Origin of the sequence: Mycobacterium lacus (genome assembly GCF_010731535.1) — a bacterium.
In the GTDB taxonomy this organism is placed as follows: Bacteria; Actinomycetota; Actinomycetes; order Mycobacteriales; family Mycobacteriaceae; genus Mycobacterium; species Mycobacterium lacus.
In genome coordinates, this window is record NZ_AP022581.1 from 549,698 (window position 1) to 570,590 (window position 20,893).

Annotated in this window: 22 protein-coding genes and 2 pseudogenes; 16 read left to right on the forward strand and 8 right to left on the reverse strand. The window is 66.5% G+C overall.

The annotated features are described in order from the left end of the window. The first annotated feature begins 2 nt into the window (after nucleotides 1-2). From G6N24_RS02675 to G6N24_RS02695, 5 genes are all read left to right on the forward strand, one after another. Entirely contained in the window at nucleotides 3-473 is a 471-nt protein-coding gene (locus G6N24_RS02675) for a GbsR/MarR family transcriptional regulator (RefSeq protein ID WP_085161345.1), read from the forward strand. Between the two features lie 183 nt (nucleotides 474-656). Further along, the gene (locus G6N24_RS02680; RefSeq protein ID WP_085161343.1) at nucleotides 657-1,442 is read left to right on the forward strand and encodes a hypothetical protein; all 786 of its coding nucleotides are present in this window, start codon (nucleotides 657-659) and stop codon (nucleotides 1,440-1,442) included. Continuing rightward, the gene (locus G6N24_RS02685) at nucleotides 1,439-2,194 is read left to right on the forward strand and encodes a hypothetical protein (RefSeq protein WP_085161341.1); all 756 of its coding nucleotides are present in this window, start codon (nucleotides 1,439-1,441) and stop codon (nucleotides 2,192-2,194) included. Before G6N24_RS02680 ends, G6N24_RS02685 begins: the two co-directional genes overlap by 4 nt. After that, nucleotides 2,191-2,778, forward strand: a complete 588-nt coding sequence (locus G6N24_RS02690; RefSeq protein WP_085161339.1) for a cytochrome c oxidase subunit 3 family protein — start codon at nucleotides 2,191-2,193, stop codon at nucleotides 2,776-2,778. Before G6N24_RS02685 ends, G6N24_RS02690 begins: the two co-directional genes overlap by 4 nt. Before the next feature lie 6 nt (nucleotides 2,779-2,784). Continuing rightward, the gene (locus tag G6N24_RS02695; protein WP_085161364.1) at nucleotides 2,785-3,066 is read left to right on the forward strand and encodes a cytochrome C oxidase subunit IV family protein; all 282 of its coding nucleotides are present in this window, start codon (nucleotides 2,785-2,787) and stop codon (nucleotides 3,064-3,066) included. Nucleotides 3,067-3,077: 11 nt separating this feature from the next. Here the strand turns inward: G6N24_RS02695 and G6N24_RS02700 are convergent, their stop codons facing one another. Beyond that, entirely contained in the window at nucleotides 3,078-4,049 is a 972-nt protein-coding gene (locus tag G6N24_RS02700) for an aldo/keto reductase (RefSeq protein ID WP_085161337.1), read from the reverse strand. A 117-nt stretch (nucleotides 4,050-4,166) separates the two neighbouring features. Between G6N24_RS02700 and G6N24_RS02705 the strand changes: the two genes are divergently transcribed. Continuing rightward, on the forward strand, nucleotides 4,167-4,919 hold the full coding sequence (locus G6N24_RS02705) for an SDR family oxidoreductase (protein WP_179963487.1): 753 nt from the start codon (nucleotides 4,167-4,169) through the stop codon (nucleotides 4,917-4,919). Between the two features lie 19 nt (nucleotides 4,920-4,938). On the opposite strand, the gene G6N24_RS02710 is transcribed toward G6N24_RS02705, so the two are convergent. Continuing rightward, a complete protein-coding gene (locus tag G6N24_RS02710) occupies nucleotides 4,939-5,784 on the reverse strand; it encodes an SDR family oxidoreductase (RefSeq protein WP_085161333.1) in 846 nt (281 codons plus the stop codon). Between the two features lie 148 nt (nucleotides 5,785-5,932). Between G6N24_RS02710 and G6N24_RS02715 the strand changes: the two genes are divergently transcribed. From G6N24_RS02715 to G6N24_RS02725, 3 genes are read left to right on the forward strand one after another with little or no spacing between them, the layout of a single operon-like run. Continuing rightward, nucleotides 5,933-6,976 carry an LLM class flavin-dependent oxidoreductase gene (locus G6N24_RS02715; protein WP_085161331.1) on the forward strand — a complete coding sequence of 348 codons (1,044 nt, stop codon included), beginning with the start codon at nucleotides 5,933-5,935 and terminating at the stop codon, nucleotides 6,974-6,976. Beyond that, nucleotides 6,973-8,169, forward strand: coding sequence for a cytochrome P450 (locus G6N24_RS02720; RefSeq protein ID WP_085161329.1), 1,197 nt, complete (start codon nucleotides 6,973-6,975; stop codon nucleotides 8,167-8,169). The genes G6N24_RS02715 and G6N24_RS02720 overlap by 4 nt, the downstream gene beginning before the upstream one ends. A gap of 50 nt (nucleotides 8,170-8,219) precedes the next feature. Then, nucleotides 8,220-8,597, forward strand: coding sequence for a nuclear transport factor 2 family protein (locus G6N24_RS02725; protein ID WP_085161328.1), 378 nt, complete (start codon nucleotides 8,220-8,222; stop codon nucleotides 8,595-8,597). An 11-nt stretch (nucleotides 8,598-8,608) separates the two neighbouring features. On the opposite strand, the gene G6N24_RS24095 is transcribed toward G6N24_RS02725, so the two are convergent. Continuing rightward, nucleotides 8,609-9,019, reverse strand: coding sequence for an FAD-dependent oxidoreductase (locus G6N24_RS24095; protein WP_232070855.1), 411 nt, complete (start codon nucleotides 9,017-9,019; stop codon nucleotides 8,609-8,611). Continuing rightward, nucleotides 8,907-9,527 (reverse strand): annotated as a pseudogene (locus tag G6N24_RS24100) (flavin monoamine oxidase family protein); the annotation flags it as partial. The gene G6N24_RS24095 and the pseudogene G6N24_RS24100, both read right to left, overlap by 113 nt. A 288-nt stretch (nucleotides 9,528-9,815) precedes the next feature. Between G6N24_RS24100 and G6N24_RS02735 the strand changes: the two are divergent. Next, a complete protein-coding gene (locus G6N24_RS02735) occupies nucleotides 9,816-10,784 on the forward strand; it encodes an alpha/beta fold hydrolase (protein WP_085161326.1) in 969 nt (322 codons plus the stop codon). On the opposite strand, the gene G6N24_RS02740 is transcribed toward G6N24_RS02735, so the two are convergent. From G6N24_RS02740 to G6N24_RS02750, 3 genes are all read right to left on the reverse strand, one after another. Then, nucleotides 10,779-12,119, reverse strand: coding sequence for a flavin monoamine oxidase family protein (locus tag G6N24_RS02740; RefSeq protein ID WP_085161324.1), 1,341 nt, complete (start codon nucleotides 12,117-12,119; stop codon nucleotides 10,779-10,781). The genes G6N24_RS02735 and G6N24_RS02740 overlap by 6 nt on opposite strands. Nucleotides 12,120-12,228: 109 nt before the next feature. Beyond that, complete coding sequence (locus G6N24_RS02745; RefSeq protein ID WP_085161322.1) at nucleotides 12,229-13,353, reverse strand: hypothetical protein; 1,125 nt, start codon at nucleotides 13,351-13,353, stop codon at nucleotides 12,229-12,231. Further along, nucleotides 13,353-14,489 carry a phosphotransferase family protein gene (locus G6N24_RS02750; protein WP_085161320.1) on the reverse strand — a complete coding sequence of 379 codons (1,137 nt, stop codon included), beginning with the start codon at nucleotides 14,487-14,489 and terminating at the stop codon, nucleotides 13,353-13,355. The genes G6N24_RS02745 and G6N24_RS02750 overlap by 1 nt, the downstream gene beginning before the upstream one ends. 43 nt (nucleotides 14,490-14,532) lie before the next feature. On the opposite strand from G6N24_RS02750, the gene G6N24_RS02755 reads away from it, so the two are divergent. Continuing rightward, nucleotides 14,533-15,135: a TetR/AcrR family transcriptional regulator gene (locus tag G6N24_RS02755; protein ID WP_085161318.1), complete on the forward strand. Its 603-nt coding sequence runs from the start codon at nucleotides 14,533-14,535 to the stop codon at nucleotides 15,133-15,135. Nucleotides 15,136-15,262: 127 nt separating this feature from the next. Here G6N24_RS02755 and G6N24_RS02760 read toward each other — a convergent pair. Then, a pseudogene (locus tag G6N24_RS02760) lies at nucleotides 15,263-16,439 on the reverse strand (13E12 repeat family protein); the annotation flags it as partial. A 232-nt stretch (nucleotides 16,440-16,671) separates the two neighbouring features. Between G6N24_RS02760 and G6N24_RS02765 the strand changes: the two are divergent. The 5 genes from G6N24_RS02765 to G6N24_RS02785 are packed head-to-tail and all read left to right on the forward strand — an operon-like array spanning nucleotide 16,672 to nucleotide 20,778. Further along, the gene (locus G6N24_RS02765; protein WP_139822453.1) at nucleotides 16,672-17,622 is read left to right on the forward strand and encodes a DUF4129 domain-containing protein; all 951 of its coding nucleotides are present in this window, start codon (nucleotides 16,672-16,674) and stop codon (nucleotides 17,620-17,622) included. Further along, nucleotides 17,619-18,101, forward strand: a complete 483-nt coding sequence (locus G6N24_RS02770) for a hypothetical protein (RefSeq protein ID WP_085161314.1) — start codon at nucleotides 17,619-17,621, stop codon at nucleotides 18,099-18,101. The genes G6N24_RS02765 and G6N24_RS02770 overlap by 4 nt, the downstream gene beginning before the upstream one ends. 1 nt (nucleotide 18,102) lies before the next feature. Beyond that, nucleotides 18,103-19,071, forward strand: a complete 969-nt coding sequence (locus G6N24_RS02775) for an AAA family ATPase (RefSeq protein WP_085161312.1) — start codon at nucleotides 18,103-18,105, stop codon at nucleotides 19,069-19,071. Next, nucleotides 19,068-20,327 carry a DUF58 domain-containing protein gene (locus G6N24_RS02780; protein WP_085161310.1) on the forward strand — a complete coding sequence of 420 codons (1,260 nt, stop codon included), beginning with the start codon at nucleotides 19,068-19,070 and terminating at the stop codon, nucleotides 20,325-20,327. The genes G6N24_RS02775 and G6N24_RS02780 overlap by 4 nt, the downstream gene beginning before the upstream one ends. 1 nt (nucleotide 20,328) lies before the next feature. Continuing rightward, complete coding sequence (locus G6N24_RS02785; RefSeq protein ID WP_085161308.1) at nucleotides 20,329-20,778, forward strand: hypothetical protein; 450 nt, start codon at nucleotides 20,329-20,331, stop codon at nucleotides 20,776-20,778. Nucleotides 20,779-20,893: the final 115 nt, after the last annotated feature.

Genomic DNA, 20,893 nt, shown 5'->3' on the forward strand with positions numbered 1-20,893 from the left:
AGATGGGAACTATCGCCGCGTCACATGAGGCTGCCGAGGAATTGGCGCTGGTTCTGTCTACGCACGGGATGCAGCGCATGACGGCGCGCGTGCTGGCCGCGCTGCTGTTCACCGAGCGGCCGACGATGACTGCGGGTGACCTGAGCGAGCGGCTGAACGCCAGCTCGGGGGCGATTTCCGGCGCCATCAAAATGCTCACAGCCGTCGGGCTGGTGGAGCGCGTGCCCGCGCCGGCGAGTCGGCGCGACCATTACCGGCTCCGCGATAACGCATGGGCGGTGCAGTACACCAACCAAAACGAGGTGACCACGGCCGTGCTCAAGGTGACCGAAGCGGGCATCGCCACAACCGAGGACACCAGCCTGGCCCGCCAACGCCTCACCCAGATGCGCGACTTCTACACTTTCTTGCTCGAGGAGATTCCGGCGCTGTTGGACCGCTGGCATGAGCGATCCGAGTCCACACCCACATAGCTGCCCGCCACGGTCCAGTCGGATACGTTGGAGCGCAGTGATCGTCGAACGGAACGAAGGATGATCCCCAGCATCTCTTTGGCAGTGGGCAGCGTCCGGACCAGGCTAGACGAACGGCTATTGACCCGAGGCTAGACGATCGTCTAGCCTCGCTGACGAGTCGAACGTCTACAGGAGTCAGCGATGTCCGACCGTGAAGGGAACGACGCTGCCGGGCCGCAGTCCCCAGCATTTCCGCGTACGCCAAGGCGTGCCGATGGTGAGCTGATCCTGCTGTGGACGCTGCCGGTGACCGCGATCATCTGGGTCGGCGCTTTTTTGTTGTTCCCCGGCTTCACGCCGCCCATGTCGCCCACCCTGGCGGCGGAGCAGGTTGCCGCGTTTTATCGAGACAACCAGTCGGCCATTCGTTACAGCATGATCCTGTTCAATTGGTTCTGCGTCGGCCTCATCCCGGTTGTGATCCTGCTCGTGATGCAGATCCGCAGGATGGCTCATCGCACGCCGATCCTCGCGTATTGCATGCTCGGCTGCGTGGCCGGCGGCCCGACCCTCTTCCTCATCGCCAACTGCTGTTGGCTGCTGGCCGCCTTTCGCCCGGAACGGAATCCGGAGCTGACCCAGATGTTCAACGATCTCGCGTGGATCACGTTCACCAGTCAGGTCCCGTTCCTGATTGCGCAAAGCGTGATTCTGGCCCTGGCGATCTACTTCGACGATCAGCCGCACCCGGTATTCGAAAGGTGGGTGGCACATTTCAATCTTCTCGTCGCCGCCGCGCTGGTGCCGGCGGCGTTCGTCGGTCTGGCCCTGACCGGCCCCGTGGCGTGGGACGGCGCACTCTCGTTCTGGCTGAAGAACGCCTCCATCGCCATGTGGATCGTGGTGATGGCCGTTGTTCTGGGCCGGGCGGTCTACCGGGAGCGCGCCGAATGCTTGCGGCGCAGCGACAAGCGGGTCACCGCATGAAGGCAGCGTCGGCACCGGCGACCACTTGGCATTGCCGGCACGACCCCAAGCGCGAGCTGTGGTTGCCCTGGTGGACGCTCGTCGTCTTCTACAACGTCTTCGGCCTGGTGTTCTTCGTGCTGACGCGCACCCAGCCCCCGCCGGACCCTGGCTGGGACGCCGCGAGAATCGTGCAGTGGTTCCGCGACAACCACTTTGGGATAATCATCGGCTTGGCCATCATGTTTCTCGTCACCGGTATGACAACGATGAGCAACGCGCTCATCGCCTATTCGATGCGGCGCATGTCCGTCAGCCGCGCGTTCGCGTATTCGTACCTAATGCTGTATTCGCTCAGTGCGATTCCGGGCATGCTGCTGCTGTGCATCGTGCTGACCGCGGGAGCCATGCGACCCGACCGCGATCCCGAGCTGATCGGTTGGCTTTACGACTTCGCCTTCTTGTCCTTCATCGGAACCATGGGCGTGTTCCTGATTGGCTCGCTGGTGTGGATGCTCGCGATCCTCATCGACACGAATCGGGTGTTCCCCAAGTGGTTCGGCTACCTCAACCTGTGCAACGCGCTTACCGAAATCGTCGTGTCGCCCGCGTGGATCTTCCGGCGGGGCGTCTTGGCCTGGAACGGACAGGTCGCGTGGTGGCTCGACATGGTGGTATTTGGCATCTACACAGGCGTGTTCATCTTCTTGCTCCGGCAGATGATCCGGCGCGAGGACTTCGGTACCGGGCCGCTGCCCGAGGCGCCACGATGACCGACCTTGCCGCGGCACCGGATGCGAACACGCCGGCAAAGTTGGTGCCCGGGCAGCCGGATATGTGGGCCTTCGTCCTGTTTGAAACGCTGGTTTTCACGGCCTATTTCGGGTTCTATCTATTCCACCGCGCCCAAACCCCGGAGCTTTTCGTGCGCTCTCGGGAGCAGCTGGACCTGCACATCGGGGTCTTCAACACCCTGGTCTTGCTGTCGAGTTCCTGGTCGGTGGCGCGATGCGTCCAGTCGGCCCGCGTCGGCGCCTACCGACCGGCGCGCAAAGGCGCCTTCCTCACGGCGTTCCTCGGTCTGGTGTTCCTGGCGTCCAAGGTGTTCGAATGGGCCCGGCAAGCTCACATGGGGAACAGCCTGTCCGGCAACGACTTCTTCACGTACTACTTCTTTCTCACCGGGATCCACTTCGTGCACCTGCTGATCGGCTTCGTCGCCCTTGGCGTCGTCGGCTACCAACTCCGAAGCCCGGCGAGGCGATCCCAGGAGCTCGTCGAAACATGCGCCACCTATTGGCACACCGTCGACTTCCTCTGGGTGCTCATCTTTGCGCTGCTCTACGTGGTGAGGTGATCGGTGATCAAGTTCAACAAGCGGCTGCTGGCGGTGTGGCTGATCCTGGTGTCGTTCACGCTGTCGTATGTGTGGATCGACCACGCCCTGACTGGATCCCTGCGACCCGGCGCGGTGGTCATGTCGAGCGTGATCGCGATCGCACTCGTCAAGGTGCGCATCATCTTTCGAGAGTTCATGGAGGTGCGCCAGGCCCCGGTCCTGCTGCGCCGACTGACGGACGCCTGGGTGCTTCTCATGGCGGCGAGCCTGCTCGGCACCTACTTCGTCGGCACCGCCATCCGGTAGCGGTACTGCAATCAGCGACGGTCGAACTTCTCCCGCACCAGGTCGGTGAGGAAGCGTCCCGTCGATGCCGGCCGGAACGCTCGGGCCGCGTTGGTGAGCGCGTCGCGAGAATCGTCAGACAGCTCGATATCGGCGGCGGCGACGTTGAATTCGAGCTGCTCGACGCTGGACGCGCCGGGAATGGCCACCACGCCGGGCAGGCTGACCAGCCACGCCAGCGCCACCTGTGCCGGCTTGGCGTCGACATCCGCGGCGACGGCCCGCAATGTCTGCAGCAGCGGCTCGACCCGCCGCAGGTTTTCGGTGCCGAAAAGCGGGTTGAACGCGCGCACGCCCCCGGGACGGTTGTCCAGGCCGTACTTGCCGCCCAGCAGCCCCTGCGCCAGCGGGCTGTAGGCGATCACGATGCGATTCTCGCGCTCGGCGAACGGGACCATGTCCTCGAGCGGACCGGAGTGGGCGAGCGAGAAGTGCACCTGGTTGCTGACGACCGGCCGTCCGAGCGCGGCATCGGCCCTTTGCCATCGGGCGAGCGAGTAGTTTGAGACCCCGGCCGCACCGATGTCGCCGCTGTCGAGCAGGTCGCGCATGCCCGGCATGATCACCGAGTCGGGGACTACCGGGTTGGGCTGGTGGATCTGATAAAGCGGGATGCGGTCCAGCTGCAGCCGCCGCGCGCTGGCGCGCTCGCGCTGCTTGATCACCGCGGGAAACGGCGCGACCGGGAAGATCTTGCTGGCCACAGCGACCTCTTCGCGCGCGTCGCCGAGCGCCTCGCCGAGGATCCGCTCACTCTTGCCTAGCCCGTACACCTCTGCGGTATCGAACAGGGTCACCCCCAGCGCAAGCGCTCGCTGCACGATGTCACGGGCGGCACCGGCGGCGTAACTATCCCCGTAGCCCCACTCGCGTGAGCCGAATTGCCAGGTGCCCAGCCCGATCCGGCTGACTTTTCCGACACCGTCGACGTCGAGATACTTCATGGGCCCACCGTACCGAGTGGACCGGCACCGCACCCACTTGCCGAGCGGTCGCCCAGCAAGCGATATGTTTCTCGGCGACAACGCGGTTCAACGGTGAGGGCGGACATGTCGAAGACGGTGGTGGTTGGCGCCTCCAGCGGGCTCGGGCGCTGCATCGGGGTCGGACTCGCGCGGCGCGGCGACCGGGTCGCGCTGCTGGCCCGGCGGCGCGAGCGCATCGAGGCCGCGGCCAAGGAGGCGGGACCAGGTGCGATCGCCATCGCATGCGATGTCACCGATGAGGCAAAGTGCGGATCGGCAGTCAACGCCGCCGCCGACGCGCTCGGCGGCATCGACAACCTCGTCTACGCACCTGCCGTATCACCGCTGGTTCGCCTGGTCGATACCGACGCCGAAACCTGGCGGCGCGTCTTCGACACCAACGTGATAGGCGCGGCGCTGGCCACGGCGGCGGCGGTGCCACACTTGACGGCCTCGGCGGGCAAGGCGGTCTACCTCTCCTCCGACGCAGGCACTTTCGGGCCACCCTGGCCGGGCCTCGGCGCGTATGGCGTCAGCAAGGCGGCGCTCGAGAGGCTGGTGCAGGCGTGGCGAGCCGAACACCCGGGCATCGGCTTCACGAGCCTGGTCGTGGGGGAGTGCGCGGGCGGCGAGGGCGACGCGCAAACCGGAATGAACATCGGCTGGGATCGTGCCCTCGCGATGCGGGCCTACCCGCTGTGGTTGTCGCGTGGCTGCATGCCCGGCAAGTTGATGCCGGTCGAGGACCTCGTCGGCGTGGTGCACACCATCCTGCGCACCGACGCGGCGACGTCGATGCCGGTCGTGATCGCCCGGGGCGCGCCCGCGGACTCCGCGGCAGTCTTGTAAGGGCGATCAGGCAAGGCGCTCAAGCCAATTGGACGCGGCCAGTGATGAGGTCCATGATCGGCTTGCCGGGGGCAAACGATCCGGTGAGCGACGCCATCGCGTGGCCGTTGTCGACGTTCAACGTGATCCCATTGACGGCGCCGGCGGCGGCGCTGTTCAGCAGGATCATCGCCTTGCCGATCTCCTCGGGCGTCAGCACCGAACTGCCCGTGTCGTCGCGATAATCCTGGGCGAAGGTCAGCCACAGATCGGCGTTCGCGCGGGCCAGGGGAGTGTCGGTGGGACCGGGGCAGACCGCGTTGATCCGGACGCCCTTCTTCAGGAAGTGGTAGCCCTGCCAGGCCACGTAGGCGTTGATCGCCTGCTTGCTGAAGCCGTAGTGAATGAAGCCCTCGGCCTCGTGCTCGTGGACCCAGTCGCATGCCGACTTGTAGTCGGGTGCGGCGAGAAAGTCCTGAACCCGCTCTAAGGAGTTCTCCCAACCCATTCCCGCGACCGACGATATGAAACATATGGCCGCGCCACGGTTGAGCAGATTGCCCGCGAACAATCGCTCGATCAGGTGGCGATGCCCGATGAAGTTGACCCGCATCAGCTTTGGCCCGTCGGCGATGCCGGCGGCCGAGAACACCGAGTCGACCGGACCGTCGAGTTCGTCGATTGCCCGGTCGATCGAATCCTGGTCACTCAGGTCCAACGAGATCACGCGATCGACGGCGTAGTCGACCGGTGCGTAATCCATCACGGTGACGTGCGAGCCGAGGGACTTTGCGATCTGCGCCGCGGCGGCGCCCATCCCGGTCGCGCCGCCGACGACCAGAACCCGCTTTCCGTCGTAGCCCAATAGCTCGTCAGCCGTCGTCATCGTTGCCCTTTGCCCTGGTAAATGAGCGTTCGACGTTACAATATCCGCGCCAGATGTTAGTTTCAATGTTGGTTTGGGCTGTTGACCTCAATCGCGGATCCGACGTAGCGTACGTGAAACAAATCTTAGGTCGTCTAGAGAGCTGGCCGTGTTCACGCTGCGCTTCGACATGCGGGCCCCCGCGTGGGGGGCACCCCCGGCGGCGCTGTATGCCGCGGTGCCGGAGATGTGCGCATGGGCCGAAGATCGCGGCTGCCTCGCCGCCGTGTTGTGTGAGCATCATGGCTCCGAGGACGGCTACCTGCCGTCCCCGCTCATGTTGGCGCCCGCGATCGCGGCACGCACGAAGCGCCTGGCCCTGAGCCTGATTCTGATTCTTCCGTTCTACGAACCGATACGGCTCGCCGAGGACATGGCGATCCTCGACATCCTCAGCGGCGGCCGGGCTTCGTACATCCTCGCCCTCGGGTACCGACCCGAGGAATTCGAGCACTTCGGGCTGGCGCTGGGTGATCGCGGGCGCCTCGCCAACGAGAAGCTCGGACTGTTGCGCCGCCTGCTTGCCGGCGAAACCGTCGTTGCCGACGGACGCCGAATCACGGTGACGCCGCGGCCTCGCACCGCCGGCGGACCGGCGTTGATGTGGGGCGGCGGGAGCTTGGCAGCGGCCCGACGGGCCGGGCGGTACGGTCTGGGCATGTTGGCAAACGCCGACGTCGATGGCATGCGGGAGGCCTACGAGGCCGCCTGTCGCGAGCACGGCAACAGGCCGGGGCCGACCCTGTTTCCCGGCAGTGACACCCCCTCGGTCACCTTCGTCGCCGATGATGTGGACCGGGCGTGGTCGGAGCTGGGGGAATATCTGTTCCACGACGCGCGAAGCTACGCCGAGTGGAATCCCGGCAACCGGACATCGGCGGGTATCTCGCACGTGGCCAGCGTCGACGAGCTGCGAGCAACGTCGAAGTCGCACGTGATTATCTCGGTCTCCGAAGCGATTTCGCGCGTTCGCGCCGGGCAGATGCTCACCCTGTCGCCCCTGTGCGGTGGGCTGCCGCCGGAGATCGCCTGGCCATATCTCACGCGGGTGGGCGAGATCGTGTTGCCCGAGGCCGGTCGGTCGGCCGCGCCGGAGACGGCCGGTGACCGCACGCTGACCGAGATGCTGTCCAACAGAAAGTCATCACCATGACGGGAACCGATACTGCCGAGGTCTACTACGACCCTTTCGATTTCGGCATTGACGACGACCCGTACCCGATCTGGAAGACACTGCGCGACCAAGCCCCGCTGTACTACAACGAAAAGTACGACTTCTACGCGCTCAGCCGGTACGACGACGTCGCCCGCGAGCTGGCGAATTGGGACACTTTCCGGTCGGGTCGTGGCACCACCATGGACATCATCTTGAGCGGAATCGACCTCCCGCCCGGCGTCATCCTCTTCGAAGATCCACCGATTCACGATCTGCATCGCCGTTTGCTGTCAAGGGTTTTCACGCCGCGGCGGATGGAGGCGATCGAGCCGCTGACGCGGGACTACTGCGTGCGCGCGCTGGACCCCTTGGTGGGCACGGGCAGGTTCGACTTCATCGAGAATCTTGGTGCGACGGTCCCGATGCGCACGATCGGTTACTTGCTGGGCATTCCGGAGGAAAATCAGGAAGAGATCCGCAACCGCGGCAGTCGTCAGCTCACCCTCGACGAGGGTACGTTCAGGCCGGTCCCGCAGGACTTTCTCGAGCACAGCTACGAGATGTTTTCCGCCTACATCGACTGGCGGGTGGAACATCCGTCGGATGATCTGATGACGCAGCTGCTCAACGTCGAGTTCGAGGACGGCGGAGTGACCCGGCGGCTGAGCCGGCCCGAGGTGCTGCTCTACACCGGCATGATCGCCGGTGCGGGCAACGAGACGACGACGCGGCTGATTGGTTTCATCGGCCAGCTTCTGGCCGAACATCCGGATCAGCGCCGGGAGATCGTGGCGAACCCGGCGCTGATTCCGGTGGCGATCGAGGAGGTGTTGCGCTACGAGGCGCCCTCGCCGGTGCAGGCGCGCTACGTCGCCCGCGACGTCGAATGCCACGGCACAACGGTTCCCGAGGGCTCGATCATGTTGTTGCTCAACGGATCAGCCAACCGCGACGAGCGCAGGTTTGCCGATCCCGACACGTTCGACATCCACCGCGGCGCCACCCATCTGAGTTTTGGTCATGGGCTGCACTTCTGTTTGGGTTCGGCGTTGGCGCGCATGCAGGCACGGGTGGCGTTGGAGGAGGTCATCAAGCGCTGGCCGGACTGGGAGGTCGACTACGCCCACGCCAGCAAGGCCCACACCAGCAGCGTGCGGGGATGGGCGAAGTTGCCGGTGTTCACCGGCTAGCTCGTCCGACGATGGCGTGAGATAGGGCGCTCCGTGCCTAAGATCGCGGGATGTCGGTTGCGCTGCTTCGCGAGATGTTCGACCGGATGGTCGTCGCCAAGAACGCTGAGCTCATCGATTACTACTACGACCCCGACTTCGTCATGCACTCCGATGGGACGAGTCAGAGTTTCGCCGAATTCCGCGACAGCCACCGCAAGATCTACGCCACGTCGATTACCTATGCGGTCGAATACGACGAGCAGGCGTGGGTGGAGGCCACGGACAAGGTCGCCGGCAGGGTATGGATCACCACGTCGCGCCCCGGTGAGAAGCCGACCCGAATCGAGGTCGTGCTCATTGCCGCCTACCGCGACGGCCGCATCCACCGGATCTGGGAGACCACGTGGCCAAGTTGGCGCGGTGTGGCCGCACTGGAAGGTTACTGAGGTGCCGACCGTCACCCCAATCGGCGCATCAATTCGGCGGCGGCGTGTCGCCCGCTCAGCAAGGCTCCGTGCGCGGTGGCGAGATTGTCGACACCGACCGCCTCACCCGCCAGGTAAAGCCGATCGCTGATCGGTTCTTGCAGTCGGCGCCGGTCTTCGAGGCCGGGCCCGGGCGCGTGGAACGAGTACGAGCCGAGCGCAAAGGGGTCGATGGTCCAACTCGACGTTGCGACCTCGACCGGCGTGATGTCGTCCGGTGACGATCGCCGCGGGTCCCTCGAAGGACTGGTTGCCGGCCCGAACGGTGACGGAGGTGTCTCGTCGCACGATTGCGGTGACCGCCGTGTTGAAGACGACCTGCAGTCCGTGGGCGAGCTGTGTGGGCAGCGCGTCGTAGCCGTTGGGCAGGATTTCCTGCTCACCCCCCAGGTATTGGCCCTGGTCAAACGTGGTGGCGGAAAGCTGGTCCGCGTCGGCGGCATACTCGTCTTCGATCTCGGTGTTGACGTAGAAGGCCAACTCGGCGCGCTGCGCGTAGGAGAGTTCCTGGCGCCTCGCCCCGGCGTCGACCGCGCCGGCGAGAGTCCCGCCGTCGACCTCGTCCCGAGCCTGGGATACGAAACGGCGCCAGGTGTTTTCGTCATAGTCGATCGGCTGCAGCCGCGGGTCGACCGCCAATTTGGACCATTGGTAATAGTCGGTCGGCACCAGCTGCGCTTGCGCTTGGCTCGCCAGCTCCACCAGGGGATTGTTCGTCGTGCCGTGGATCCACGAGGCACCCATGTCCAGCGGCACACCCCAGTCGCGGTTGGTGTACACCCGGCCACCGATCCGATTGCGGGCTTCGATCAACCGCACCGGCCATCCCGCGTCGGTGAGGTTTCGCGCGGCCGACAAGCCCGCCATCCCGGCGCCGACGACCAGCACCATGTTGGCGTCTGGTGGCGGTGGACGATCCGACGCGCAGCCCGCCGCCGGCCCGGTGAACGCCCGACGGGATATCGGGGACACGCAGTCAGCCTCTCACACCCCTTCTGGCACGACCGTGCACTTTACGAACTGCCCGATCGACAACTAGGGGAAGCTCTACCTGCAGAATTTCGCCCCAAATTTCGCCGTCGTGGGTTTGGCCGATTTGCGCCGGTTTCTCATTACGCTCATGTAAACTCGGCGGCATCCGGATGGCGGCGGCGTGGCCGTGTTGAGGGGGGAGCGGTAATGAGTGCTCGGAAGTCCACCCAGGCCGCGCCAAGTCGATTGCCCGACGCATTGCCCCCCAGCCGCACCCTTAGCGTCCGCGCGGCGGACGGCACCGCGCTGCATGCTGAGGTGTTCGGGCCGCCCGACGGCTACCCGATCGTGCTGACCCACGGCTTTGTTTGTGCCATCCGCGCCTGGGCATACCAGATCGCCGACCTGGCCACCGACTACCGGGTGATCGCCTTCGACCATCGCGGTCACGGACAAAGCGGCATCCCACGACGCTCCGGCTACAGCCTCAAACACCTTGCATCCGACCTTGATTCGGTGCTGGAAGCCACGTTGGCCCCGCATGAGCGCGCGCTGCTGGCCGGACACTCGATGGGTGGAATGACCATCGCCGCCTGGTCGGACCGCTACGGCCACAAGGTCCACCGGCGCGCCGACGCCGTCGCGCTGCTCAACACCACCACCGGAGACCTGGTGCGCAAGGTGCACTTCCTGCGGGTTCCGCGGGGGTTGTCGCCGGTGCGGGTTCTGGCCGGCCGCAGCCTCGTCAACGCGTTCGGCGGCTTTCCGCTGCCGAACCTCGTGCGGATTCCGAGCCGCTATCTGGTCGAGATGCTGGCGGTCGGGGCCGACGCCGACCCGAGCGTCACGAACCTCATCCACGAGCTGTTCGCGCAAACATCACCCGCTGGGCGCGGCGGGTGCGCGAGGATGCTCGTCGACGAACTCGGTCCGCGGCACCTCAACCTGGCCCGCCTGACGGTGCCAACCCTCGTCATCGGCAGCGAACGTGACCGGCTGACGCCGCTCAGCCAGTCCCGCAGGATCGCGCTCACCGCACCCAACGTGGTTGGACTGGTCGAGCTGCCCGGCGGCCACTGCTCGATGCTGGAACAGCACCGGGAGGTCAATCGCCAGTTGCGGGCACTCGCCGAATCGGTGAGTCAGCCCGAGCGGATCCGGCGGATCAGTTCATAGCAGGGCGGCAACCTCGGCGGCCGCGCGCTGTCCGGAACTGACTGCGCCGTCGAGATATCCGGTCCACTCGTCGGCGGTCTCGGTGCCGGCCCAGTGGATTGGCCCGACCGGTTTGCGCAACCACGGCCCATAGCGCGTCCACGAACCCGGCGGTACCGCGGCGGTGGGCCCGCCGGGAGCGAATTCTTCTGTGCCCCAACGATGATCAACATAATCCAGTGGCCTCAGCGCCTCGTCGCCGAACAGCGACGCGAAGCAGCGCAGGGTGTCCCGGCGGCGCTGGTCGAAGGGCAGCGAGTCGAATGCGCGGGCATCGACGAACCCCATCAGGATGCCGTCGGCGTGCGGGCTGACGTCGAAGGTGATGAAAACCGGGCCCCTGTCGGACAATGCCTGGCCGGAGAACCCGTTGGCCCGCCAGAACGGCGTCGAATAGGCCGCATAGGCCTTGCTCAACCGGCCCTGCGGCCAGTTGTTTGCGAGCTCCTTGTATTCGGGGGGCAACGGGGGATCGAACTCGATGGCCGCGCGATGGGCCGGCGGGATCGCAACGATGACGAACCCGGCCTCGGCCTGACCCTGATCGGAGGTGATCGTCACACCTGCTCCGTGCCGGTCGATGCGACGGACCGGTGCGTTGAGCACAACGCGGGCGCCGAGTTCGGCCGCCGCCAGCTCGGCGATCTGCTGGCTGCCGCCCGGGAAGCGGTCCTGTTGGGCACCGTTCTCGACGTCGAGCAGCCGGTCCAGGCCGCCGGATGCGTGCACGTACCGGGCGGCGTGCAGCATCGACACGTCGTCGGGTTCGCAACCCCAGGTGACCCTGGCCATGAGGGCCAGCAGGTTGCGTGAGGAGGAGGTGGCGCGCACCGAACGTAACCATTCACCCAGGGACTGGTCGTCGAGCTGGTGCGCGCGCCGTGCGTTCCAGGGGGCCACCACCGGAACGCCGCGGGCAATTCGGTCGAATTGCCAACGCAACCGGCCGATGTCGAGCAGGCTGGTCAGCGAAAGTCTGGGGATGGTGCCGCGATAGCTGCGCGTACTGCCGCGCCACTGGATGACGTTCTTGCCGTCGTGGTGGGTGGGGGTTGTCGGGACCTGGAGCTCGGCGGCCAGCGCCCGGATGGCGTCCTGGGTGGGACCGACGAACGTGCCTCCCATGTCCGCTGGCAGACCCGCGACGCTGCCAGTCAGCGACCGGCCGCCCACACGGCCACGGCCTTCGAATACCAGCACGTCGTGACCCAGTCGCGTCAGCTCGCGGGCTGCGGCTAGCCCGGCAAAGCCGGCGCCCACCACGACAACGTCAACGATCCGTGGGGGGTGTGGCACGCCCTACAGTCAACCGCATTTCGCCGGCAAACATAACTGCACCCGACTGTGGGGTGGTGTCACGCTTGTTCGCGATAGGCGTGCATCAATCCCAGATTCGCGGCCGGCCTTACGGCGCCACCGTCAACCAGTCGGCGAATCCCGACGGGTCGTGGCGGCCCAGCGCGCCGTGCTCGTAGAGACCCCAGCCCTCCGCCGGATCCCCGTCGCCGTCTCGGCACACGGCGCGGCCCACGTGGTCGATGACCCCGAAGCCGGACCGCGCGACGAGCGCCGGGTCGGTCATGTCGTAGGTCAGCCGCTCGACGAATTTCTCGCCCTTCCACATGCCGTGCAGCCAGTCGGAGTCGCCGCCGTAGCCGCCGCCGACGTGGACGGGCACCGGCAGCCTGGATTCCACGTCGAAGTGGACCGGGCTGCCGTCGGGGGTCGTCGCCTCGATGGTCGCCCCGGTCGGGATGCGGGTGCCGGATCGATAGTGGGTGGTGACCCGGGGCCAGCCCAGCTGCTCGACGCGGCCGTCGCGCCAGACGCGGGTGCAGTCGTTGAGCGAGCGGAACCCGTCGGGCTCCTCCTGGATGATCAGCACGACGGCGAAGTCGTCGAATGCCATCGGCATGTACAGCCACCACATCCCCTCGAACGGCGGATCGGCCGGCCGGCCCGGGGGTTCGGGTTCGCCGATCGGCCTGATGCCCCAGGACCGGTCGCGGCTTCCGATCCAGGTCGCGGGGTCGACGGCGATCTCTTCGCCGTCGACGACGATCCGGCCGTTCCAGCTGCCGAGCTGGGCGAAGCGTTGCGCATCCAGCGTCACCCGGCTTCCCGACCGCAGGATATGCGGCTGCTCCTGGACGACATCGAACAGACCCTCCCAGGTGAGATCCGCGGCGATGCCCTCGGTTTCGTCGAGGATCAGCCGCAGCCTACGCAGGGGCTCGATGACCTCGATCCGGTAGCCGTTGACGCGCTGGTGCAACCGGTCCTGATCGATCGCGTCCGAAAGGTGCACCGCCGTCTGTGTATCTCCGCGCCGAATGAGCACGAAGGCATCCTTCACGCCCAGGTTGGGGTAGTAGCCGATGCCGCTGATCACGAAGATGTTTCCGGTGCGGTCGTGGGCGTTGAAGTAGGAGCGGTCGTAGAAGTTGCGGTCGGACGAACCCGGCCAGGCGATCGGCTGGGGGAGCTGATGGACTGGGTACTCGTCGAGCGGGCCAAGATTTTGCGGCATTAGCGATCCTCTCCGATAAGGCGCCTCATCAATCCGGCGTGGTAGAAAAGCGATTCGACATCGTCGGGTTTCTCCACCTCGCCGAAGTGCACCCGTCGTGCGCCGGTGCGCATGAACACACACGCCCACATCACGCCCGAGTAGACGTAAAACCAATGCAGGTCACCGAGCTCCACGCCGGCCAGTCGTTGATAGGTGGCGCGGACGTCGTTCTCGCGCATCACCTCGGGCAGCCCCGGCAGTGTTGCCAGGCCGGCCAGCTCCTGAAAAACCATGTGCGCGAATATCATCCATGCGACGTCAAGCTCGCGCGGTCCCAGCGCCACCATTTCCCAGTCCAGCACCGCCACCGGCTGGAAGTCGCGGTACAAGACGTTGCCGACCCGGGCGTCGCCCCAGAGCAGCACGGGGTCGCGCCCGGCCGGGTCGTTCGGCCAGTTGTCCTGCAGCCAGTCGAAAGTCCGTTCCAGCAGCGGCGATCGGCCGATGTCGGGTACCGCGAAGTCGTACCAGGATCGCACCCAGTGGAAGTGCCGCCGCAGCGCTGTGTCGCCTTCCCGTCCCTCGCCGAGGAACCCAAACGTGTTATCCGCGTTGGGGATTGAATGCAGCTTCGCCAGCACCCCAATGGTGGCGTCCTGCAGTTCGCGCTGGCGTCCGGGGGGTGCGTCGGCAAACCAGTTGTTGCCGAAGGTGTAGGGCATCACGTCGGGCGGCACCATGCCCTCGACGTAGTCCATCAAGAAGAAGGGTTTTCCCAGGACGTCGCCGGTGGTCTCGATCCAGCGAACCCGAGGGACCGGTATGTCGGTCAGCTCGCCGACCAGCCTTATCACCTCGAATTGGTGGTCGAGCCGATACGACGGGAACACCGGCACGTCGTCGGCGGCGGGCGCTACCCGCGCGACCATTTTCTGCTCGATCGGCCGTCCGTCCCGCCGCCAGCGAGTGGTCAAGATGATGGTTTCCGACGACATGCCCGTGGAGTCCACGCCGCTCTCCACGGTCACCTCGGGTTTCGCTCCGGCGGGAAGCAGCGTCGACAGCCATCGCGACATCACCGCCGGCACGGTGGTGATGTCGCGGCTAGAGCGCTGGAGGCGGTCGACACCTCCGATTGCCGGTTCGTTGGCCACGGCGCCCCCTTCTTGAGGCAATTACGATACGGTGGGTAGCGTTATGAAAGCAGACATGTCCTCCCTTGACAAGGCCCCCGGCGCCGGGCGCCCACGGGACCCACGCATCGACGCGGCCATCCTTTCCGCGACCGCGGAAATGCTTGTGCAGAGCGGCTATTCGAACCTGAGCCTGGCGGCAATCGCCGAACGTGCCGGGACCACAAAATCCGCCCTGTACCGCCGATGGTCGAGCAAGGCCGAGCTGGTGCACGAAGCCGCGTTCCCGGTGGCGCCCACCGCGCTGGTCGCTCCCGCCGGCGACTTCGCCGCGGACATCCGGATGATGGTCGGGGCCACGCGCGACGTGTACACCACACCGGTGGTGCGGGCCGCGCTGCCCGGTCTGGTGGCCGACATGATGGCCGACGCCGAACTCAACGCCCGGGTGCTGTCCCGCTTCGCCGACCTGTTCACCGCCGTGCGGTTGCGGCTGCGCGAAGCAATCGACCGCGGCGAAGTGCGTCCCGATGTGGACGCGGACCGATTGATCGAGCTGATCGGGGGGGCGACCATGCTGCGTATGCTGCTGTACCAGGATCAAGAGCTCGACGACGCGTGGGTGGATCAGATCACCGCGATCATCGTGCACGGGGTGATGCGATGACGCCGCGAAACGCACCATAGGTCATCGCCGGTTCTCGACGGCAGCTTCCGGCCGTTCGAGCACGACTAGGGTGGTCGCTACTGCTCAGGCGGCGGGTCGGGGTCGCCGCGGAGACGTTCGTCCGGGTGGCCCAGCCCGGTGCCTGGTGGACCTCGCAGTGATAACCCGGTTCGAGGCAGTTGGGGCGGGTGCAAGCCCCGGTCGCGTGCGTAACAGATGAGCCTCTGATCGGCGGTCGCGACTCGTTTTTGGCGGCCGAGGTAGAGCGGGCGTTCGGTGTGGTCGTCGAACACCGCCAGGAAGTGGATTGCCTTGGCGGCCGTGCGGATCAGATCCCGCATCGGCAGCCGTGAGCCGCCCCCTGTGTTCGCGGGCGGGGGCATCGGTATCGACGGGTCGAGCACCGCGTGGGCGGCCTGGTTGAGATCGGCGAGAGTGGTGGTGGCGACGACAGTAACGGGATGACCGCGGTGCATCCCGAGCTCCCCGGAGGCGATAGCGGTTTGCAGGCCGAGCTTGAGCGCGTCGTGGCAGCGCTGCGCTGGTGTGGGCTCGTCGCGTGTTTCGGGCTCGGCGCTATGGGGTTGGTGGCGGCCGGGCCGCACGGCGGCTTGGATCGCTTCGAAATACGCGCGCGCCTCAGGGTCGAGCAAGCCGGACAGCCGGGACATGCCGTCAGGCCCCTGCGGGCCAACGCGCAACCCGCGGCGGCGCGCGCGGTCGTTGTCGTCGAAAAGGCCGTCGGGATTGAGGTAGTCGGCGATGCGCTGACCCAGCTTGGTGACGATACCGGCGTCGAGTTTGATCGCATGCGCTACCAGTTTGCGCTCGGCTTCCGCGACGTCGGTGGGCGAGACGCAGGAGGGCAGCACATCCACCGCTTCGCAAACCGCGCGGATGTGATCTTCGCCGACCGCACCCGCTTCTACGGCGGCTGCCAACTCCGGTAGCTCCGGCGGCACCGGGGGACCGGTCAGCGACCGTCGCGGCCGGATGCGGGCCGCGAGCCTGAAGCGACGGACAATTTCCCTGGGCGTGAGGCGCAGCCGCGCCCACAGCATCTCTCGTACCGCTGACACGCACTCGTTGCCATCAGGTGGGTCGGCGATCTCGGCGAAGAACCGATACATGAGGCCACGGTTGGTGCGGTCCTGCGTCTCCAGCCGCTCAGCGACGTCAACGCGGAAGTTATTGCCAACCACGTCGGAGCGGGTGTCGCGCAGCACGGTGTGCGCAGCATCGATCGCGTCGAGAGCGGCGCTGATCCGCTCCCGCGCTTCCTCGGCGCTCGCGCATGAACCCATATCCCGACCGTATTCACCGCCTCCGTCACATCACCGGCGCGTCGAACGGGGTCATTGCTGGGTTGTGGATGAAGCCGCAACTGTGGACCATCACAGCACCGCCCCGGCTGCCCCGGCTGTTGCCGCCCATCGTGGCGGCATAGGCGGCCGACGTGCCAGTATGAAGCAAACCAGGTTGAACAAAAAGCCCAGGCCGCAAAGGCGGCCGGCAAACCGGTCGAGTGGTGTGCCAATGCCCGGTATCGACAAGCCGACCAGGCGCGTTGTCGCCGTGATCGTGCTCTTGATCCTGGTTGCCGCTGCGCTGCGCGGATACCTTCCGGCTCACGACCGTTCGACGCCGGTGGAGCCGGGCGGTAGCCGGGCGGCGCTGATGTTCGTGGTAGCGGCCCTGAGTGCGACCGTCGCGCTGACGGCCTTCGCAATCATCGCGCGGCTGCGTGATCCGCGCACGGTGGCGCCCAGCGCGGGGAACCTGTCCGACATGCTCGGCGGCGGCAAGAGGAGACCGAGTTGGCGCGTGTTGCTGATCGGACTGGCAGTGATCGTGGTTTGGCTACTGATCGCGATGCTGCTAGCCGGGTTGTTCGCCCCACACGATGTCGGTCCCTCGGTGCCCACACCGGATTCGACCACGCCGCCGTCGCCGCGCAAAGCCGCACCGTCCCCGCCCGAGCAACACCCACAAAATGACAGCAGGGACGTGTTCGCAATCCTGCTCGCCGGCACCGTCCCGCTGATGATTCTGCTCGTCGCGGCGACGGCCATCGCGGCCCTACGCCGGCGGCGCCGCGCAGCTCCGGGTTTCGTCGGCGAGTACGCTGAATCCCCGGCACCGCCGCCGCGTTCGGAATCACTGGTGCGGGCGGCCGAACTCGGACTCGCTGAGATGTCCGACCTTAGCCGCGACCCACGGGAGGCGATCATCGCCTGCTACGCGGCGATGGAACGCGAACTCGCGAATGTCCCCGGTGCGGTCCCCCAGGACTTCGACACCCCGACCGAGGTGCTGGCCCGAGCCGTCGAACACCATGCGCTGCACACCGATAACGCCGCCGCGCTAGTGGCCCTGTTCGCCGAGGCGCGGTTCAGCCCGCATGTGATGAACGAAGGCCATCGGGAGGTTGCGGTCCGCGCGCTTCGGCTGGTTCGCGACGAACTCGGCTCCCGGAGTGCCGCATGAAAAGGCTTATCGCCCTGGGTGTTTGCCTCATCGTCGGGATAGAGCTCCTGGCGCTGACGGTGCACGATCGGCGATTCGTGCTGGCGGGGGCGGGTGTGGGCGTGGCTCTGGTGCTGCTCAACATCCGCCGGTTCCTGGGACACGCCGCCGAACCCGAGACCGAGCCCAGCGCCCACGACCTCGGAGATGCGTTGCGCCGCTGGCTGTCCCAGACGGAAACGACCATTCGGTGGTCGGAGTCGACGCGGGCGGACTGGGATCGGCATTTGCGTCCGATGCTGGCGCGGCGCTTCGAAATCACCACCGGGCAAAGGCAGACCAAGGATCCGGTGGCATTCGAGGCCACCGGCCGGATGCTCTTCGGGCCCGACCTCTGGGATTGGGTCAACCCGAATAACGTCACCCGTACCGGTGACCGCGAGCGAGGTCCCGGCCGTGCGGCACTCGAGGAGATTCTGCAAAGGTTGGAGCAGATTTGACATGACGATGCCCGCCGCCACGACCACCGCCCACTGCGAGGCGGTGCTCGATGAAATCGAACGTGTCGTGGTGGGGAAGCGCGCCGCGCTCACGCTCATCCTCACCGCCGTGCTCGCGCGTGGCCATGTGCTCATCGAGGATCTCCCCGGACTGGGCAAAACGCTGATCGCACGATCCTTCGCGGCCGCGCTGGGACTCGGATTCACTCGTGTGCAGTTCACGCCCGATCTGCTGCCGGCGGACCTGCTCGGCTCGACCATCTATGACATGCCGTCGGGCCGCTTCGAATTCCGCGCCGGACCCATTTTCACCAACCTGCTGATGGCCGACGAGATCAACCGAACGCCGCCCAAAACACAAGCGGCATTGCTGGAGGCGATGGCGGAGGGCCAGGTGAGCATCGACGGCCAAACCCACAAGCTGCCCGTGCCGTTCATCGTTTTGGCCACCGACAATCCCATCGAGTACGAGGGCACCTATCCATTGCCCGAGGCGCAGCTGGACCGGTTCGCGATCCGGCTGGAGCTGCGATACCTCTCCGAGCGCGACGAGACCTCGATGCTGCGCCGCCGCCTCGACCGGGGCTCGGCCGAGCCGACGGTGAATCAGGTTGTGGACGCCCACGATCTGCTGGCCATGCGGGAATCGGTCGAGCAGGTGACGGTGCACGAGGACGTCTTGCACTACGTGGTGTCGCTGGCCACCGCGACCCGGCACCATCCGCAGGTCGCGGTGGGCGCCAGCCCGCGGGCCGAACTCGACCTGGTCCAACTCGCCCGCGCCCGTGCCCTACTGCTCGGCCGGGATTACGTGATTCCCGAAGATGTCAAAGCGCTTGCCATTCCGACCGTCGCGCACCGCATCACGTTGCGCCCGGAGATGTGGGTGCGCAAGATTCAGGGCGCCGACGTCGTCGGAGAACTGTTGCGGCGCTTGCCGGTGCCCCGAACTGACGGGACGCATGGGTGATCCAAACGCGTGAAGTCCAGTTGCGCTGGCGTGCATCACAACTGACGTTGTCGACTGCCACCTGCACCGGTGCCGCGCTGGCCGCCGCGGTCGTCGGCGCTCGCTGGCAGCTGATTGCGTTCGCGGCGCCGTTGCTGGGCGTGCTGTGCTCGATCAGCTGGCAGCGCCCGGTTCCGACGATCCACGTGCACTCCGAGCCGTCCTCGCAGCGATGCTTCGAGGGCGAGCAGGTCCGGCTGAAGGTGTGGGCAACAACGGATTCCGAGGCCGCGTCGGTCGAACTCACCGTCGCGGCCGTCGCGGGAATGCAGCTCGACGTCGTCGATTCGGGTGCTCCCCAGGTGAAAACGGTCGCGGCGGCCGCGCAACGTTGGGGCCGATATCCCATCCGGGGCCGGGTGGACGTCCTCGCGCGCGGCGGGTTGGTGACGGGCACCGGGACCGCCGACGCCGCCGAGGTCATCGTGTTTCCGCTGACACCGCCGCAGTCGACACCGATCCCGCGGACGGAGTTGCTCGACCGTCTGGGTGCCCACCTGACCCGGCACATCGGTCCGGGCGTCGAGTACGCCGACATTCGCCCCTATGTCCCCGGCGACCAGCTGCGCGCCGTGAACTGGGCGGTGAGTGCGCGCCGGCGCCAGTTGCACGTGACGCAGCGGTTGACCGACCGCGCCGCCGACGTGGTGGTGCTGATCGACGGGTACCGGCAGCCGGCCGGCCCGGCGACGCGGGCCACCGAACGAGTCGTGCGAGGCGCAGCGCAGGTGGTGCAGACCGCCTTGCGAAACGGTGACCGCGCGGGCATCGTCGCGCTCGGGGGCAACCGCCCGCGCTGGCTTGGCGCCGACATCGGGCAGCGTCAGTTCTACCGAGTGCTCGATACCGTGCTCGGCGCCGGCGACGGATTCGAAAACACGACCGGCACCCTGGCTCCGCGCGCCGCCGTTCCGGCGGGGGCGATCGTCATCGCGTTCTCCACGCTGCTCGACACCGAATTCGCGCTGGCACTGATCGACTTGCGCAGACGGGGTCATGTCGTGGTCGCCGTGGACGTCCTCGACAGTTCGCCCTTTGAGAGCGAGCAGGATCCGCTGGTGGCGCGCATGTGGGCGTTGCAACGCTCCGCCATGTATCGCGACATGGCCACCATCGGTGTCGACGTGTTGTCCTGGCCGGAGGATCGCTCGTTGGAGCAGTCGATGGGTGCGCTGCCCGACCGGCGTCGTCGGGTGCGATTGTGGGCGAGGCGCTGACATGACGGCTATCGCGCAGTCCGGTGCCCATGCCCTGGCGACGACGTTCGGGCTTCTGATGGTGGGTTCGGCCGCCGTCGGATCCCACGGGCCCGCAACTGTCGCGGGGTTCGCCGCCGTGATTGCCGTCGGGCTGGGGGTGATGTTTCGCCTGGCCGCAACGATTGCCGTGCTGCTGGCGGTGTCTGTGATCGCGGTGTCCGCTCCACCGCAGGGGCTCGCCGCGGTGTCGGGACTTTCCGCCGCCGCCTACCTGGTGTGCCGGCACGCGGCCGGCACGTCCGCCGGTGCCGTCCTGGCGAGCTGGCCGACGGCCATTGCCGCCGTTGGGTTCACCTTCGCCGGGGTGGTTGTGACGTCGTTCCCGTTGCAGTTGCCGTGGTTGCCGTTGGTGGCGCCGTTGGCGGTGCTGGCGATCTACGTGGTGGTCATTCGCCCGTTCATGGGCTGATCTCGCGCTCGCTTGCGCGGCGTTTCAACGAAATGTAAACGGGTTTTGCGAAACCCCGGACATTGCGCCGCGACCTTCTTAGAGTTTGTTCCTACGGGCGAAGTGACATGCGCGG

Excerpts from the sequence above, each read along its gene's own strand:
- G6N24_RS02675 (WP_085161345.1), top strand. The coding sequence starts at position 3 with ATGGGAACTATCGCCGCGTCACATGAGGCTGCCGAGGAATTGGCGCTG.
- G6N24_RS02680 (WP_085161343.1), top strand. The coding sequence starts at position 657 with ATGTCCGACCGTGAAGGGAACGACGCTGCCGGGCCGCAGTCCCCAGCA.
- G6N24_RS02685 (WP_085161341.1), top strand. The coding sequence starts at position 1,439 with ATGAAGGCAGCGTCGGCACCGGCGACCACTTGGCATTGCCGGCACGAC.
- G6N24_RS02690 (WP_085161339.1), top strand. The coding sequence starts at position 2,191 with ATGACCGACCTTGCCGCGGCACCGGATGCGAACACGCCGGCAAAGTTG.
- G6N24_RS02700 (WP_085161337.1), bottom strand. The coding sequence starts at position 4,049 with ATGAAGTATCTCGACGTCGACGGTGTCGGAAAAGTCAGCCGGATCGGG.
- G6N24_RS02710 (WP_085161333.1), bottom strand. The coding sequence starts at position 5,784 with ATGACGACGGCTGACGAGCTATTGGGCTACGACGGAAAGCGGGTTCTG.
- G6N24_RS02720 (WP_085161329.1), top strand. The coding sequence starts at position 6,973 with ATGACGGGAACCGATACTGCCGAGGTCTACTACGACCCTTTCGATTTC.
- G6N24_RS02725 (WP_085161328.1), top strand. The coding sequence starts at position 8,220 with ATGTCGGTTGCGCTGCTTCGCGAGATGTTCGACCGGATGGTCGTCGCC.
- G6N24_RS02735 (WP_085161326.1), top strand. The coding sequence starts at position 9,816 with ATGAGTGCTCGGAAGTCCACCCAGGCCGCGCCAAGTCGATTGCCCGAC.
- G6N24_RS02745 (WP_085161322.1), bottom strand. The coding sequence starts at position 13,353 with ATGCCGCAAAATCTTGGCCCGCTCGACGAGTACCCAGTCCATCAGCTC.
- G6N24_RS02755 (WP_085161318.1), top strand. The coding sequence starts at position 14,533 with ATGAAAGCAGACATGTCCTCCCTTGACAAGGCCCCCGGCGCCGGGCGC.
- G6N24_RS02765 (WP_139822453.1), top strand. The coding sequence starts at position 16,672 with ATGCCCGGTATCGACAAGCCGACCAGGCGCGTTGTCGCCGTGATCGTG.
- G6N24_RS02770 (WP_085161314.1), top strand. The coding sequence starts at position 17,619 with ATGAAAAGGCTTATCGCCCTGGGTGTTTGCCTCATCGTCGGGATAGAG.
- G6N24_RS02775 (WP_085161312.1), top strand. The coding sequence starts at position 18,103 with ATGACGATGCCCGCCGCCACGACCACCGCCCACTGCGAGGCGGTGCTC.
- G6N24_RS02785 (WP_085161308.1), top strand. The coding sequence starts at position 20,329 with ATGACGGCTATCGCGCAGTCCGGTGCCCATGCCCTGGCGACGACGTTC.